Origin of the sequence: Cellulophaga geojensis KL-A (assembly GCF_000568425.1) — a bacterium.
Lineage (GTDB): Bacteria > Bacteroidota > Bacteroidia > Flavobacteriales > Flavobacteriaceae > Cellulophaga > Cellulophaga lytica.
This window is the reverse complement of record NZ_ARZX01000005.1, coordinates 72118-86462: the sequence shown is the minus strand read 5'-3', so window position 1 is coordinate 86462 and position 14345 is coordinate 72118. Positions and strand designations below refer to the sequence as shown.

Below are 14345 nucleotides of genomic sequence, written 5' to 3'. Positions count from 1 at the left end.
TAAAAAATAAAAAAAGGTGCTTTAAAGCAGAACAACTTTTAAAGCACCTTTTAATTTTTTTAGATACGTATACCAATAGGTAACATTTCTTTGTAGAGTCTTTTGTTTCTTCTTAAAAAGCTAGCAACATCTGGGCTAGTAGGTACTACTCGCATATTCTTTTCTTGAATATCGTTTAAAACAGCTTTAATAAAGTCTTCTTTAAATTCTGTTTCAATTATTTCCTCAGGAATAATTAGTTTTGTTAAAAACACTTTACGTTCTTGTGAAGAGTATTCTAATTTAGCTAAATGCCCATTAACTCTAGTTTCATACTGACGTAAAAAACTATTGTCCTTAATTTCTACTGCATTCATATAGTATATGGTTTTAAATTGAAGTTAAAATATGCGCTATTGTGTTCTAAAATAACGATATTTAGTATCGTGAAATCATTATATATTTTAAAAAATAAAATGATGACAACCTAACAAAGTTACGTTAAAAATACGTAAAAACCTAGTTTTCAATTTACTAAAGATTTAGTTGTTATAATATATGCTTAATGTTTACTTAATGCCCGGTATGGCGGCCAACCCATCAATATTTAAAAATATTAAATTACCAGAAGATACATTTCATCAGCATTTATTATCTTGGTTTATACCCAGTAAAGGGATGAGTTTAGAAGAGTACGCTATAAAAATGTGTACTAAAATTACTGAAACTAACGTTGTATTAATAGGTGTGTCTTTTGGAGGTGTTTTGGTGCAGGAGATGGCCAAGCACATAAAAGTTAATAAGGTCATAATTATATCTAGCGTAAAAACAAAGTATGAGCTTCCAAGGCGTATGCGCTTAGCAAAATATACTAAAGCCTATAAATTACTGCCAACAGGTTTGGTAACCAATATGGAAGTATTAGCAAAATATGCTTTTGGTGAGACAGTAACAAAGCGACTAGAATTATATGAAGAGTATTTATCTGTTAATGATAAGTATTATATAGATTGGTCTTTGGAGCAAATAATAAATTGGAATCAGGAAAAAAGTGATCCAAATTTAATACACATTCATGGAGATAGCGATCCTGTTTTTCCAATAAAACACATAAAAAACTGTGTAACAGTGCCAAAAGGAACTCATATAATGATAATAAATAGGTTTAAATGGTTTAATGAGCATTTGCCACAAATAATTTTAGAATAGAATAGGTATTTTAATACCTTTGATAACAATTGAATTTAAAAGAAATAGATAGAAGATGAAAGTAGTTAAAAGTATATTGATGTTTTTTGGAGTAGTTTTTGTTGCTGGTGCTTTAATGTTTGCAGTGCAAAGCAGTGCTGTAATACCACAAGAAACGGATGAAAACACAGAGGAGGTGTCTCCAGAAAACGCATACAAAATTACATCTATAGAAATTCCGGAAGATTTAAATTTTGCAGGAGAACCTGTACCACTTACAGACCCTGAAGTTATGGAGCGTATAGATCGTGAGTTTTTGGTAAATACTTACTGGCAATCTAATGCTTTGTTATTAATGAAAAGAGCAAATAAATATTTTCCTATTATAGAACCAATTTTAGCTAAAAACGGAGTTCCGGATGATTTTAAATACCTAGCGGTTGCAGAAAGCGGATTGCAAAATGTAGTATCACCAGCAGGTGCAACTGGGTTTTGGCAAATTATGAGAGCTACTGGAAAAGAATACGGTTTAGAGGTTAATAGTAATGTAGATGAGCGTTACCATATACAAAAATCTACAGAGGTTGCTTGTAGGTACTTAAAAAAGTACAAAGAAAAATTTGGTAACTGGACGTTAGCTGCGGCTTCTTATAATGCAGGAGCAGGGGCTATAAATAAGTATTTAACGCAACAAAAAGTAGACTCTTATTACGATTTGCTTTTAGGGCAAGAAACAGGTAGATACCTTTTTAGAATTATGGCTATAAAAGAAATATTATCTGCACCAGAAAAATATGGTTTTGAAATTTCTGAAGAAGACATGTATAAAGCAGTACCTAGCTTTACGGTAGATTTAGATGTTCCTGTAGCTAATTTTGCAGATTTTGCTAATGAGTATGAGATTAACTACAAAATTTTAAAAAGACATAACCCTTGGTTAAGGGAGCCACATTTAAATAACAACTCTAGAAAAAAATATACTATAGAGATTCCTAATAAAGGATATTATAAAGTAGATTAAATTATTTATTATTAAATTAAAAAGCCCTTTAAACATTGTTTAAAGGGCTTTTTAATTTAATGTGTATTGTTAAAGTAAATTAGATTTTCTTCATTTGTTGCTTCATCATTTTTATTTGATCTGCAAGCATACCTTGTTTATCTAACTTTTTAGCTTCGTTTAAAAGCATTGTAGCTTCTCTTTTACGTCTTTTTTGCATAGCAATACCTGCTAAGCTCAACTTAGCCATAGCAACGTCATAATCCATTGTTAAGCCTAATTTTAAAGCTTTTTTAAAGTACTTTTCTGCTTGTGTTAAATTTGTTTGCGAAAAAATAATACCATGCAAATAATTGTAATAGCCTTGTTGCTTAACAGTTAAAGCACTTTCTGGATTTTTTATTTTAGTTAACCATTTTTGAGTTCCAGCAAGATCTTGCTTTCTCATTCTTAAAAAGGCAAGTAAAATAATTTCATTTCTAAAATAAAGAAATACAAATACAAGAGAAAATAAGATAAGGGCAATACCATTACCTATGTTGCCTTCTATAAATTGATATACTGCGTATGCTATTATTAAGGCTGCTATACCTATTTTAATGTTTTTGTTGAACATATTGTTATTATTCTATTGTTTTATAAATAATTGTTGATGTAATTGTTGTTGGTATTTTTTGATCTCCTAGCATTGGTATTGTAGAGTTACCATCAGATGTGCCTGTAACTTCCATAGTGTTAATAAAACCAGTTTTAGCATTAGCTGTTACTTTAGTGGTTTGCGTACCTGTTAAATCCATATTAGCATTTGCATCTTTAACGGTCATTACAACATCTGCAGTACAGCTTAGAGTTGTTGTGTTGGCATCTTGCGCATCTAGCGTCCATTTGTTTTTGGTATTTAACTTTCCAGAGTATTCATTTTCCCAAGTATCACCAACAGCAACTTTGTTTGCAGCGTTAGGGTAAATGTATGTCATTTGTTTAAAGCTATTGGCTAAACCTTCTGTTCCGTATTCTTTTCCTAAAGAAGTTTTTATGGTAGCTAAAGTAGTTGCATCTGTAATACCAGAAGCATCCATCATTTTAGTTACTAATTTGTCTCCGCCATCAACATTTGTAATATTACCGTTACTAGCCAATGTGATTTTTACAGGAACATTTAAAATAGAATTAAACATTGTAGACTGTATGTCTCCTTCTTTAACTTCTTTAGCTTTTACATCCATTAAAACCCCTTGTAGGTTAGATGTCATTTTCATATTAAGATCTGTAAAAGACATTTCAATACTATAGGCACCATCTTTTTTTTCTAAAACTTTCATCTTATACTCGCCTGTAATATCATTGGTAAGCTCGTGAGACATACCTTGCATTTCTTGGGTAATAACTTGTTTAGCATTTTGTTGCACAATAAAAACATCGCCAACAGAAAGTTTGTACTCTAATTTAGTTTGTGCATTAATGCTTGTTAAACACAGTAAAACCGAAGCAAGGAAGAATAATTTTTTCATTTAAAAATAGTGTTATAAATTTGCAAACGCAAAAGTACTAAAAACAAACTAAAATATTTTATTAATTAGGTTTGCTATTGAAAAAACTCTTCGTATATTTGCGCCCAGCTTTTATAAAGCTAATTATTTAAGATTATATATTACACTATTATAAAGATATTCTATTATGCCGAAAAGAACGTTTCAACCATCAAAAAGAAAAAGAAAGAACAAACACGGTTTTAGAGAGCGTATGGCTTCTGTAAACGGAAGAAAAGTTCTAGCTAGAAGAAGAGCTAAAGGAAGAAAAAAACTTACTGTATCTTCTGAATTGAGACATAAGAAATAATGATTATATTTATCATAAAATAATTAAGGTGTTACTTTTTTAAAGTAACACCTTTTTTTTGACTATATCGTAGCAAAAAAAAATAAATTACACCCAACACAGTAAAAATTAGTTATAATGCCAAAAAGAGAAGACATTAAATCTATTTTAATAATAGGTTCTGGACCAATAGTTATAGGACAAGCGTGCGAGTTTGATTATTCTGGATCACAAGCACTACGCTCTTTACGTGAAGATGGAATTGAAACAATCTTAATTAATAGCAACCCTGCTACAATTATGACAGATCCTACAATGGCGGATCATATTTATTTAAAGCCATTAAATACCAAATCTATTATAGAAATCTTAAAAAAGCACCCTAACATAGATGCTGTTTTGCCAACAATGGGTGGGCAAACAGCGTTAAACTTATGTATAGAAGCAGATGAAAAAGGAATTTGGGAAGATTTTAATGTAGAAATTATTGGTGTAGATATAGACGCCATTAATATTACAGAAGATCGTGAAAAGTTTAGAGAGTTAATGCTTAAAATTGGTGTTGGTATGGCGCCACAAGCAACAGCAACATCTTTTTTAAAGGGTAAAGAAATTGCTCAAGAATTTGGTTTTCCACTTGTAATTAGAGCTTCTTACACATTGGGTGGGGCAGGAGCATCTATCGTTTACAAACCAGAAGATTTTGATGAATTACTTAGTAGAGGGTTAGAAATTTCTCCTATACACGAGGTAATGATAGATAAAGCTTTATTAGGTTGGAAAGAATATGAACTAGAGCTTTTAAGAGATAAAAATGACAATGTTGTAATTATCTGTACTATAGAAAATATGGATCCAATGGGGATACATACAGGAGATAGTATTACGGTTGCACCAGCAATGACACTTTCTGATTCTACTTTTCAGAGAATGAGAGATATGGCAATTAAAATGATGCGTAGCATTGGTGATTTTGCCGGTGGATGTAACGTACAGTTTGCTGTTAGTCCAGATGAAAAAGAAGATATTATAGCCATAGAAATCAACCCTAGAGTATCTAGATCTTCTGCATTAGCTTCTAAAGCTACTGGTTACCCTATAGCAAAAATAGCGTCTAAATTAGCAATTGGTTACCATTTAGATGAGTTAGATAATCAAATTACAAAATCTACTTCTGCTTTATTTGAGCCAACTTTAGATTATGTAATTGTAAAAATACCACGTTGGAACTTTGATAAGTTTGAGGGGTCTGACAGAACTTTAGGTTTACAGATGAAGTCTGTAGGTGAGGTTATGGGTATAGGACGTTCTTTTCAAGAAGCATTGCATAAAGCAACACAGTCTTTAGAAATTAAACGTAATGGTTTAGGTGCAGATGGTAAAGGTTACACTAACTACGATCAAATTATACAAAAACTAACTGTACCAAGTTGGGATAGAGTTTTTGTAATTTATGATGCTATACAATTGGGTATACCGTTAAGCAGAATTCATGAGATAACTAAAATAGATATGTGGTTCCTACGTCAGTATGAAGAATTACATAATTTAGAAAAAGAGATTTCTAAATATACAGTAGAAAGCTTACCACGTGAGTTATTATTAGAAGCTAAACAAAAAGGTTTTGCAGACAGGCAAATAGCGCATATGCTAGACTGCTATGAGAGTGAAGTTCATAAAAAGCGTTCTGCCCAAGGTATAAACAGAGTATTTAAATTGGTAGATACTTGTGCAGCAGAATTTAAAGCTATGACACCGTATTACTATTCTACTTTTGAAGCAGAAATAGAAACTGCAGACGGTAAACGCTATGTACAAAATGATAGTGTTGTTACCGATAAAAAGAAAATTGTAGTATTAGGTTCTGGACCAAACAGAATAGGACAAGGTATAGAGTTTGATTATTGTTGTGTGCACGGTGTTTTAGCAGCGTCTGAATGTGGATACGAGACTATTATGATTAACTGTAACCCAGAAACGGTTTCTACAGATTTTGATACGGCAGATAAGTTATATTTTGAACCTGTTTTTTGGGAACATATTTATGATATTATTCAGCATGAAAAACCAGAAGGTGTAATTGTACAACTAGGTGGGCAAACAGCATTAAAACTTGCTGAAAAACTATCTAAATACGGTATAAAAATTATAGGTACTAGTTTTGAGTCTTTAGATTTAGCTGAAGATAGAGGTAATTTTTCTAAAATGTTATTAGAGAATAATATACCTTTTCCTAAATATGGTATTGCAGAAACGGCAGATGAGGCATTAACACTTGCAGATGAGTTAGATTTTCCTTTGTTAGTTAGACCTTCTTATGTATTAGGAGGGCAAGGGATGAAAATTGTAATTAACAAGCAAGAGCTAGAAGAGCACGTTGTAGACTTATTACGTAAAATACCTAATAACAAATTATTATTAGATCATTATTTAGATGGTGCAATAGAAGCAGAAGCAGATGCAATTTGTGATGGTGAAGATGTTTACATAATTGGTATTATGGAGCATATAGAGCCTTGTGGTGTGCACTCTGGTGATTCTAACGCAACATTGCCTCCTTTTAACTTAGGAGAGTTTGTAATGCAGCAAATTAAAGATCATACTAAAAAAATAGCCTTAGCATTAAATACAGTAGGTTTAATAAACATACAATTTGCTATTAAAGATGATATGGTTTATATTATTGAAGCAAACCCAAGAGCCTCTAGAACAGTACCTTTTATAGCAAAAGCCTACAAAGAGCCTTACGTAAATTATGCAACTAAGGTAATGCTAGGAGAGAAAAAAGTAAAAGACTTTAATTTTAATCCACAGTTAGAAGGTTTTGCTATTAAACAACCAGTATTCTCATTTAATAAATTCCCTAATGTAAATAAAAACTTAGGACCAGAAATGAAGAGTACAGGAGAAAGTATTTTGTTTATAGACAGTTTAAAAGATGATGATTTTTATAACTTATATGCAAGACGTAAAATGTATTTAAGCAAATAAAAATATTACATACAGTAAAAAATCCCTATTAGAATATTTTCTAATAGGGATTTTTTTATGGAATAAAAAGAAACCCCAAGAGGGAGAGAAAAATTCTCTTCCCTAAGTGGGGTTAGTGTAACGTGATTGTAACTGTTTGTTTTTTAATTGTGTAAAGGAAGTATGTTGTAGATTGATTTTTCTCCTTTTGTTATTGTTTTAGCCAGTTTTTGAAAATTTTCTTTCTCAAGATCATCAGGGTTCCAAGCGTTACGTCCTTTTTCAAAATCACTATAATAAGTATCCCAGTCTTTGTATTTTTCCTTAGCTAGTGTTAATGTATTAGCCAAAATACTTAAACATTCTTCTTTGGTTAAATAATCTGCAGCATACCCCATACTTACATTATTTGCAATTCTGGCATAATCCCATGATTTGTACTTGTATTCTCTAGTTTTAAGTTCTTCTGTAGTTTTTAATAAAGACTCTTTAGAATTAATGTCCCAAGCACTTTCTAGTATTCTTATAGCACCAGAGCTGTCAGACTTATCAAAAGGGAAAACAAAAATTTCACTATAAGCAGAAACCAATTCACTGTTACTAGTGTAACCTGCATTAGTCATCATAGTTTCTACATCACTTAAGCCGCCATAACCGTTAATAAAGTATATGCCTCCAAGCATAAAACTACTTAAGGTATCATCTTTTAAGTTCTTAGAGTCTGAGCAAGAAACGGTACTTAAAACTGCAATAAAACATAAAGAAAGCAATTTTAAGGATTTCATTATTTTCATAATTATAGGTTTTTATTAATATAATAGTGTTCTTTTATTATATGGGCTAAGGTATAACCTAGTTGTAAGCTTTATTAGAGCGGATGTATATCTGCTTTAAGTTAATATATATTCGTCTATAAACGTTATTGTTTTTGTGTGGTTTATTTTTATTTACGTGTAGTTCTGGTATATATTGTAGTAGTACTATTGGTTAAGTAAGCGCTCTACAAAATCGTTTTTACGTCGTGCAGAAACGGGTATTTTTTCACCAGATTTTAGAAAAATATAACCGTTTTTATCATACTTGTCTACAAAACTTAAGTTTACAACATAGGATTGATGCGTACGCATAAAGTTTTTTTCTGGAAACTGATTTTCAAATTCTTTTATAGGTTTAGATGCTATGTAAGATTTGCCATCATTTAAATAAAAAGTAGTGTAACCTTTGTCTGATTTGCAATGTGTTAAAAATTTAAATTCTATTACCTGTAGTCCTTCTTGTAAGCGTAAAACTAGTTTTTCTTTTTTTCGGTCTATCATTTCAGACTTTACAACTTGCAATTGTTCTTGCGCAACTTCAATTTTGGTCTCTATAGCTTTATCAATAGCAACCTCTAGCTCTTCAATATCTACAGGTTTTAAAATGTAATCTACAGCTCCGTTTTTTAGAGCCTGTAAGGCATATTGCTCATAGGCAGTAATAAAAATTACATTATATTTTAAATTGGTAGTTTGTTCTAAAAAATCAAAGGCGTTACCATCTAGTAAATTAATATCTAAAAAAATTAAATCTGGTTTACAAGCATTGGCAACAACCACAGCTTCTTTTACAGACTCACATTCACCTAGTATTGATATTTCTTTATTTAAGGACGTTATCATTGCTAATAGTCCTTTTCTAATATATAATTCGTCTTCTACAATTAAAGCTTTAAGCATCTTCTTGTTCTATTTTATATGGTAAAGTAAGTGTTACAATTGTACCTTGTTCATTAAACTCAGACCTGTCTTGTATAGTTAAACCAGTTTCTACATGCAACTCTTTAGACATTATTTTTAATCGTTCTGCTGTAATTTGTGTAGAAACAGATTTTTTAGATTTTTTGCCGCTTTTAGACGCATAAATACCAAGGCCATTATCTTTTATGATGCAAATAAGTTTGTTATCTGTAAAGTTAATTTGATGTTCAATTTCTGCGTTTTCAAAATTAGTATTAAATCCGTGTTCAATAGCGTTTTCTACAAAGGGCTGCATTAGCATTGGAGGCACAGAAATACTAGATGTATCTATATTTTCATCAACTTTTAATAGATGTTTAAAGCTATTTTCTCTACTCATATTTTGTAAGTCTATATAATTTTGTAGAGCTTGTAGTTCTTCTTTTAAAGGCACAAGTTTTTCTCTTGAGTTTTCTAAAATTATACGTAGTAGTTTAGAGAATTTTGATAAATAAATTATGGCTTTTTTATCTTCCTTATTTAAAATCATTCCCTGTATTACAGACAAGCTGTTAAATATAAAATGAGGAGTCATTTGTGAACGCAGCAGTCGTTGTTCTGTTTGTATTTGTACGTGTGCAGTTATAATGTTACGGTATTTAAAAATAAATAATACAGCCAGTAGTATTACAATAAGTACAACAAGTAAAAAAGCACCCCAAATTTTCTGTTTTTCAGCAAGAGCTAGCCTGTTATCTATAATTTTAACTTGCTTTTTTAAGGTAGTTTCTCTGCTATTTGCAAACTCTAATTGTTTTGATGATGTTTCTAAAGCCTTTATTTTTTCACTTATTTTTTGCTTAAAAATAGCTTCATTTACAGCTTCAATAGTATCTATATACTCTGCAGCCTCATCTAGTTTTTGCTGATTTTTATAGAATAAAAAGTAGTTGCTATAAATATTTTTTTTATTGTAAAGTGTAGCGTTTTCATTTTTTGCTAAAGAACTAATAGCAGAATCTAAATAAATTTTAGCTTTTTTGTATTTCTCTTGTTTTAAATAGGCAAAACCAATGTTAGAATAGTTTACATTATTATTTCTGTTAGAAATTTGCATTGTTTTTTTTAAGTATGTAATTGCCTCATCCCATTTTTCTAACCCCATTAAAGTTAAAGCATAGTTGTTTGTAAAAAGAGGAAGTTTTCTGTACTTAGGTAGTGTAATTTTGTTGTAAGTTTCATGTGCTTTTTTGTACTCATAATTATGGTAGTACATCATTCCCCATTTAAAACAAAGCTTTTGAAATTCAATAGAATCTTTTTTTCTAAAAACAGGAGCTACTTTTTCACAATATTCAATACCTTTAGTAATATCATTAAGATCTATAAGGTTTTCTGCCATTAAGTTAAAAGCTCTAACCAGGTTGGTTGTATCTTTTAAGCGCATAGCTTCCTCTGTCATTTTATTAGAAAAAACCAATCCGTTAGAGTATTGCCTGGTTCTACCGTAGGATTTAGTTATATAAAATAACTCTTCTAAACTTAATTCTTTTAATTCACTTTTTTTGGTAAGTGTATCAATAACAGCCTCAAAATCTCTAGCCTCAAAAAGTTCTTTTGGAGATTGTTGAGCTTTTAAACCCGTGTATATAAGGGAGCACAACAAAAATGTGATAATAAACTTTAACTTCTTCATAAATAGGAAGGCTATTACTTTTTCTTTAAGTGATAAAAATAGAATTAATTTTTAGATACCTTTAGATTAATTATGGTGTTTTTGGTTTGATGTTTAATTAATTATAAACTTCTTGGTCTATAACACTTTTTTTATAAGCTTTAAAAGCAAAAAAGATAAATACTAGCGTAATTAGACTACCTAGAATAAGACTGTTTGTAGCTCCTAAAGACTCAGAAATTGATATAAGTATTCTTTTTAAACCTCTTCTAGAGCCAGATACAGTTACATTTTCACCAGCTTCTAGTTTTAGTGCACTATCATATAAAGCAAAAGTTAATAATGCAGCTACCAAACTGTATAAGGAAGGTTTTATCCAAGCTTTGGTTTTTTTCTGAACTTTGTTTTTAGAAAAGTTTGTTTTAGATACTAGTGTGTTTAATATACTTTGGTATTCTTCATCTGTTTTAAAATCTAAGTACGCTTTTTCATTTTTACCCTTTTCTGTAAAAAATACCTGAAAACCTAAATCTTCCTTAAACGGAACTATTTTTTGAATAGCAGTATACTCAAAAGTATGTTGTGTATTAAGTAATCCTTTTTTATCAGAATCTAATTCGGTATTAAAAGCCTCAAGCGTTTTATAATCCTCATCAGACAATCTAACTTTAGAGTCTGTAAGTAGAATGTTTTTAATGTATGTAGCCTTTGTATTAATTATAAACTGTTGCATTAACCTAAATTTTTCAATTTAAGTTAAATGTATTGTTTACTACCTACTTACAATAGGACCAGTATATATTTGGAGGGTTTTAATATATATATGTAATTACTTTATAGCAATTTTTACGTTTTCTTTTTCTAAAGAATCTAAAAAATCTTCTACTTTAAAGTTTGATGACTCAAACGTGTTACTTCTTTTAAAGGCTTGTTCTTTACGTCTAATACTACGCGCAAACCTACGTATGCCTTGTTTGTCTTCTACCAATAAGCCAGGTACAACAAGACTTTTACCGTGTGCATCCTTAGCAACCATTGTAAAGTATGATGAGTTACAATGTTTTTTTACACCTGTAGTAATATTTTCAGATTCAACCCTTACGCCAACAACCATAGATGTTCTTCCTGTATAGTTTATAGATGCTTTTAAGGTTACCAGTTCACCAACTTCTATAGGGTTTAAAAAGTCTACCCTGTTTACAGATGCAGTTACACAGTAGCTCCTAGAGTGTTTAGATGCGCAAGCAAATGCAATTTGGTCCATTAGGTTTAAAATGTAGCCACCATGTACTTTACCACCAAAATTAGAGTGAGATGGTAACATTAATTCTGTAATAGAAACTTTAGATTCACTTGCTGTTTTAAATGTACTCATAATTTAATTTCTTATGTGTGGAGATTTTTCTTTAGTAACCTCTGTAATAAAATATTTAGTATCTCCTAACCAAGCAAAAGTAGCATAACGCTCTACATAAGTAACCTTTACGTAGTTACCTTGGTAATCTTTAAGCTTTTCTATAATATCCTTGTCTTTGTCTAAAACCGAAAAAGAAAATATTTGTGCGCCAGAAATACCTTGACTAATTTCTCCTTCCCAAGTTTTAATAACCACACCTTTATGACTAAATTTAATAAGTTCTCCAGACCTATAACCTTCACTAATTGGTACGTAGTAAATAAATGCATAAATAGCAGTAAATACTGCAACAATAATTAATAAGGTAATTGCTAAAGCTTTTTTCATTAGTAGTAGTTATATGGTTGTTAATTGTTTAGTTTTAATTGTCGTTATGGTTGTCTATAGCACGTTTTAAAATAGGTTCTGGAATAGATTTTTTAGCTTTTGCACCCATTTTTTTCAATTTTTCTATAGATGTAATAATGTTTCCACGGCCTTCTACCAACTTGTTCATAGCCCCTTTATATTCATTTTTAGCTTCATCCATTTTTTTACCAACCTTGGTTAAGTCGCCAACAAACCCCTCAAACTTATCATATAACGCGCCAGCTTGCCTAGCAATTTCTATGGCATTACGTTGTTGTTTCTCATTATTCCACATAGTATCTATAGTACGTAAAGTTGCTAGTAAAGTAGCAGGTGTAACAATAACTATGTTTTGCTCAAAAGCCTTATTATATAAATTGTTGTCATTGTTTATTGCAACAGCAAAAGCAGGCTCTATAGGTACAAAAAGCAACACAAAATCCGGACTCTCCATTTCGTATAAATCTTCATACTTTTTGGCAGACAATTGGTCTACGTGCTTACGTAAAGATACTATATGTTCCTTTAAAAATTGTTCTTTTTCTGTTTCATCATCAGCATTTACAAAACGCTCATAGGCAGTTAATGATACTTTAGAATCTACCACCATTTTTTTGTTATCAGGTAAATTTATAATAACATCTGGCAGTACTCTAGAGCCATCTTCTCTGGTAAAACTCTGTTGTACACTGTATTCTCTGTCTTTTTCTAAGCCAGATTTTTCTAATACACGTTCTAATACCAATTCTCCCCAATTCCCTTGCATTTTACTATCGCCTTTTAAAGCTTTGGTTAAGTTTTCTGCCTCTTGGGTAATTTTAAGGTTTTGACTTTGTAGGTTTAATAGCTGTTCTTTTAAGGCAGAATGTATACTGATGTTTTCTTTTTGACTTTCATCAACTTTTTTCTCGAACAACAGAATTTTTTCTTGCAATGGATGCAAAATGTTTTTAATATTTATTTGATTTTGTTCTGTAAACTTAGTACTCTTTTCATCTAAAATTTTATTTGCTAAGTTTTCAAATTCTTTTGTAAATTTTTCCTGAAGCTGTTCTACCTCTTGCTTTTGCTCTGTATTTTTAAGCTGAAGATTTTCTATGTCTGCTTGGTACCTAGTAATTTGGTTTCCTAAGTGCTCTTTTTCTTCACGCAATGCATTTTTTTCATCCTCTAAAGACAAAATTTTATTTTCTAAAGCAGTAAGGTTTTGGTTTAAAATAGATTCTCTTTCTAATATAGCACTTTGGCTAGATTTAGTTTTTAGGTTCTGAATGTAATTTCCTAAAAAATAACCAGCAACAAGGCATATTACAGCAACTAAAAAGTAAATTAAAAAATCGGTCATAATGTAAATAGTGTCTATAAAAAAGTAAAGATAAACGTTTTGTTTGTTGTTTTCTTTAAAGCCTAATAGAAGTAATTAACATCTAATAAATAATATTATATTTTATGCTTAAACAACCTTAAAACTAGCACTTTTTGCATCAAAAATAATAGTGTCTTTAGGGAAAAGGGCATCAAATTTATTAGTGGCTATTAAGTTTTGTGGTGTGCCAAAATGACTTTCGTTTTTATCTAGAATTAAAATTTTATCACACAATTGTAAAGCAACTTCAATTTCATGAGTGGTAAACAAAATAGTTTTTTGGGTTTTGTGGGCTATGTTTTTTAATAGTTTTAAAATAGTTGCCTTGTGGTACAAATCTAGGTGAGATGTTGGCTCGTCTAACAAAATAATAGAAGTGTCTTGTGCCAAGGCCCTTGCAATCATTACTTTTTGCAGTTGCCCATCACTAAGTTCATAACACTTTTTATGTTGTAATTCATCAATTTGCACCAAAGAAATGGCTTCTGTAATTTTATCTTTATCTGTAGTTGTAAGCGTACCAATCCAATTGGTGTATGGCTGTCTTCCTAAAGCAATTACTTCTAAAACAGTTAAGTTTTTAGAGGCTATTTTTTCTGTTAACACAACACTTATTTTAGCAGCTAACTCCGCAGGTTTATAGTCGTTAATTTCAATAGTATCAATACTAATAGTACCACTAAGTTTTGGTTGCACATTACCCAAAGTACGCAGTAAAGTAGATTTTCCTATACCGTTTACGCCAACAATAGCCGTTAACTCTCCTTTTTGTAAAGCAAAATTAATATCCTTAGAAATAACATTTTGTTGTTTTTTAGAGCTGTAACCAACACTTAGGTTTGTTACTTGTAGGGCTATATGTTGTTGTT

The 14345-nt window shown here is 30.7% G+C and carries 15 protein-coding genes; 4 read left to right on the top strand and 11 right to left on the bottom strand.

Going from position 1 to position 14345, the window contains the following annotated elements; all coding sequences use genetic code 11:
* Positions 1-59: 59 nt before the first annotated feature.
* Positions 60-356, bottom strand: coding sequence for an N-acetyltransferase (locus KLA_RS05775; RefSeq protein ID WP_013619753.1), 297 nt, complete (start codon positions 354-356; stop codon positions 60-62).
* A gap of 199 nt (positions 357-555) precedes the next feature.
* On the opposite strand from KLA_RS05775, the gene KLA_RS05770 reads away from it, so the two are divergent.
* Both KLA_RS05770 and KLA_RS05765 read left to right on the top strand, forming a co-directional pair.
* Positions 556-1188, top strand: a complete 633-nt coding sequence (locus KLA_RS05770; RefSeq protein ID WP_235183522.1) for an alpha/beta hydrolase — start codon at positions 556-558, stop codon at positions 1186-1188.
* A gap of 55 nt (positions 1189-1243) precedes the next feature.
* Positions 1244-2188, top strand: a complete 945-nt coding sequence (locus KLA_RS05765; protein ID WP_034644542.1) for a lytic transglycosylase domain-containing protein — start codon at positions 1244-1246, stop codon at positions 2186-2188.
* Positions 2189-2267: 79 nt separating this feature from the next.
* Here the strand turns inward: KLA_RS05765 and KLA_RS05760 are convergent, their stop codons facing one another.
* Complete coding sequence (locus tag KLA_RS05760; RefSeq protein WP_013619750.1) at positions 2268-2783, bottom strand: membrane protein; 516 nt, start codon at positions 2781-2783, stop codon at positions 2268-2270.
* Positions 2784-2790: 7 nt separating this feature from the next.
* Entirely contained in the window at positions 2791-3678 is an 888-nt protein-coding gene (locus tag KLA_RS05755; RefSeq protein WP_034644541.1) for a DUF6263 family protein, read from the bottom strand.
* A gap of 166 nt (positions 3679-3844) precedes the next feature.
* Here KLA_RS05755 and rpmH point away from each other — a divergent pair, with 166 nt between their 5' ends.
* Positions 3845-4006 (top strand): 50S ribosomal protein L34, encoded by a 162-nt coding sequence (gene rpmH, locus KLA_RS05750; RefSeq protein WP_013619748.1) that lies wholly within the window; start codon positions 3845-3847, stop codon positions 4004-4006.
* Positions 4007-4123: 117 nt separating this feature from the next.
* Complete coding sequence (gene carB, locus KLA_RS05745) at positions 4124-6976, top strand: carbamoyl-phosphate synthase large subunit (RefSeq protein WP_013619747.1); 2853 nt, start codon at positions 4124-4126, stop codon at positions 6974-6976.
* Between the two features lie 143 nt (positions 6977-7119).
* On the opposite strand, the gene KLA_RS05740 is transcribed toward carB, so the two are convergent.
* The 8 genes from KLA_RS05740 to KLA_RS05705 form a co-directional block, all read right to left on the bottom strand.
* Entirely contained in the window at positions 7120-7749 is a 630-nt protein-coding gene (locus KLA_RS05740) for a DUF1266 domain-containing protein (protein ID WP_013619746.1), read from the bottom strand.
* 186 nt (positions 7750-7935) lie between these two features.
* Positions 7936-8670, bottom strand: a complete 735-nt coding sequence (locus KLA_RS05735; RefSeq protein ID WP_034644540.1) for a LytR/AlgR family response regulator transcription factor — start codon at positions 8668-8670, stop codon at positions 7936-7938.
* Positions 8663-10366 carry a histidine kinase gene (locus tag KLA_RS17515; protein WP_051456048.1) on the bottom strand — a complete coding sequence of 568 codons (1704 nt, stop codon included), beginning with the start codon at positions 10364-10366 and terminating at the stop codon, positions 8663-8665. The genes KLA_RS05735 and KLA_RS17515 overlap by 8 nt, the downstream gene beginning before the upstream one ends.
* Positions 10367-10463: 97 nt before the next feature.
* On the bottom strand, positions 10464-11078 hold the full coding sequence (locus KLA_RS05725) for a hypothetical protein (RefSeq protein ID WP_034644539.1): 615 nt from the start codon (positions 11076-11078) through the stop codon (positions 10464-10466).
* 96 nt (positions 11079-11174) lie between these two features.
* A complete protein-coding gene (locus tag KLA_RS05720) occupies positions 11175-11720 on the bottom strand; it encodes an acyl-CoA thioesterase (protein ID WP_013619742.1) in 546 nt (181 codons plus the stop codon).
* Positions 11721-11723: 3 nt separating this feature from the next.
* On the bottom strand, positions 11724-12089 hold the full coding sequence (locus KLA_RS05715; RefSeq protein WP_034644537.1) for a hypothetical protein: 366 nt from the start codon (positions 12087-12089) through the stop codon (positions 11724-11726).
* Positions 12090-12123: 34 nt separating this feature from the next.
* Positions 12124-13455, bottom strand: coding sequence for a DNA recombination protein RmuC (gene rmuC / locus KLA_RS05710; protein WP_013619740.1), 1332 nt, complete (start codon positions 13453-13455; stop codon positions 12124-12126).
* 108 nt (positions 13456-13563) lie between these two features.
* Complete coding sequence (locus KLA_RS05705; RefSeq protein WP_316931897.1) at positions 13564-14262, bottom strand: ABC transporter ATP-binding protein; 699 nt, start codon at positions 14260-14262, stop codon at positions 13564-13566.
* Positions 14263-14345 lie beyond the last annotated feature (83 nt).

Excerpts from the sequence above, each read along its gene's own strand:
- KLA_RS05775 (WP_013619753.1), bottom strand. The coding sequence starts at position 356 with ATGAATGCAGTAGAAATTAAGGACAATAGTTTTTTACGTCAGTATGAA.
- KLA_RS05770 (WP_235183522.1), top strand. The coding sequence starts at position 556 with ATGCCCGGTATGGCGGCCAACCCATCAATATTTAAAAATATTAAATTA.
- KLA_RS05765 (WP_034644542.1), top strand. The coding sequence starts at position 1,244 with ATGAAAGTAGTTAAAAGTATATTGATGTTTTTTGGAGTAGTTTTTGTT.
- KLA_RS05760 (WP_013619750.1), bottom strand. The coding sequence starts at position 2,783 with ATGTTCAACAAAAACATTAAAATAGGTATAGCAGCCTTAATAATAGCA.
- KLA_RS05755 (WP_034644541.1), bottom strand. The coding sequence starts at position 3,678 with ATGAAAAAATTATTCTTCCTTGCTTCGGTTTTACTGTGTTTAACAAGC.
- rpmH (WP_013619748.1), top strand. The coding sequence starts at position 3,845 with ATGCCGAAAAGAACGTTTCAACCATCAAAAAGAAAAAGAAAGAACAAA.
- carB (WP_013619747.1), top strand. The coding sequence starts at position 4,124 with ATGCCAAAAAGAGAAGACATTAAATCTATTTTAATAATAGGTTCTGGA.
- KLA_RS05740 (WP_013619746.1), bottom strand. The coding sequence starts at position 7,749 with ATGAAAATAATGAAATCCTTAAAATTGCTTTCTTTATGTTTTATTGCA.
- KLA_RS05735 (WP_034644540.1), bottom strand. The coding sequence starts at position 8,670 with ATGCTTAAAGCTTTAATTGTAGAAGACGAATTATATATTAGAAAAGGA.
- KLA_RS17515 (WP_051456048.1), bottom strand. The coding sequence starts at position 10,366 with ATGAAGAAGTTAAAGTTTATTATCACATTTTTGTTGTGCTCCCTTATA.
- KLA_RS05725 (WP_034644539.1), bottom strand. The coding sequence starts at position 11,078 with ATGCAACAGTTTATAATTAATACAAAGGCTACATACATTAAAAACATT.
- KLA_RS05720 (WP_013619742.1), bottom strand. The coding sequence starts at position 11,720 with ATGAGTACATTTAAAACAGCAAGTGAATCTAAAGTTTCTATTACAGAA.
- KLA_RS05715 (WP_034644537.1), bottom strand. The coding sequence starts at position 12,089 with ATGAAAAAAGCTTTAGCAATTACCTTATTAATTATTGTTGCAGTATTT.
- rmuC (WP_013619740.1), bottom strand. The coding sequence starts at position 13,455 with ATGACCGATTTTTTAATTTACTTTTTAGTTGCTGTAATATGCCTTGTT.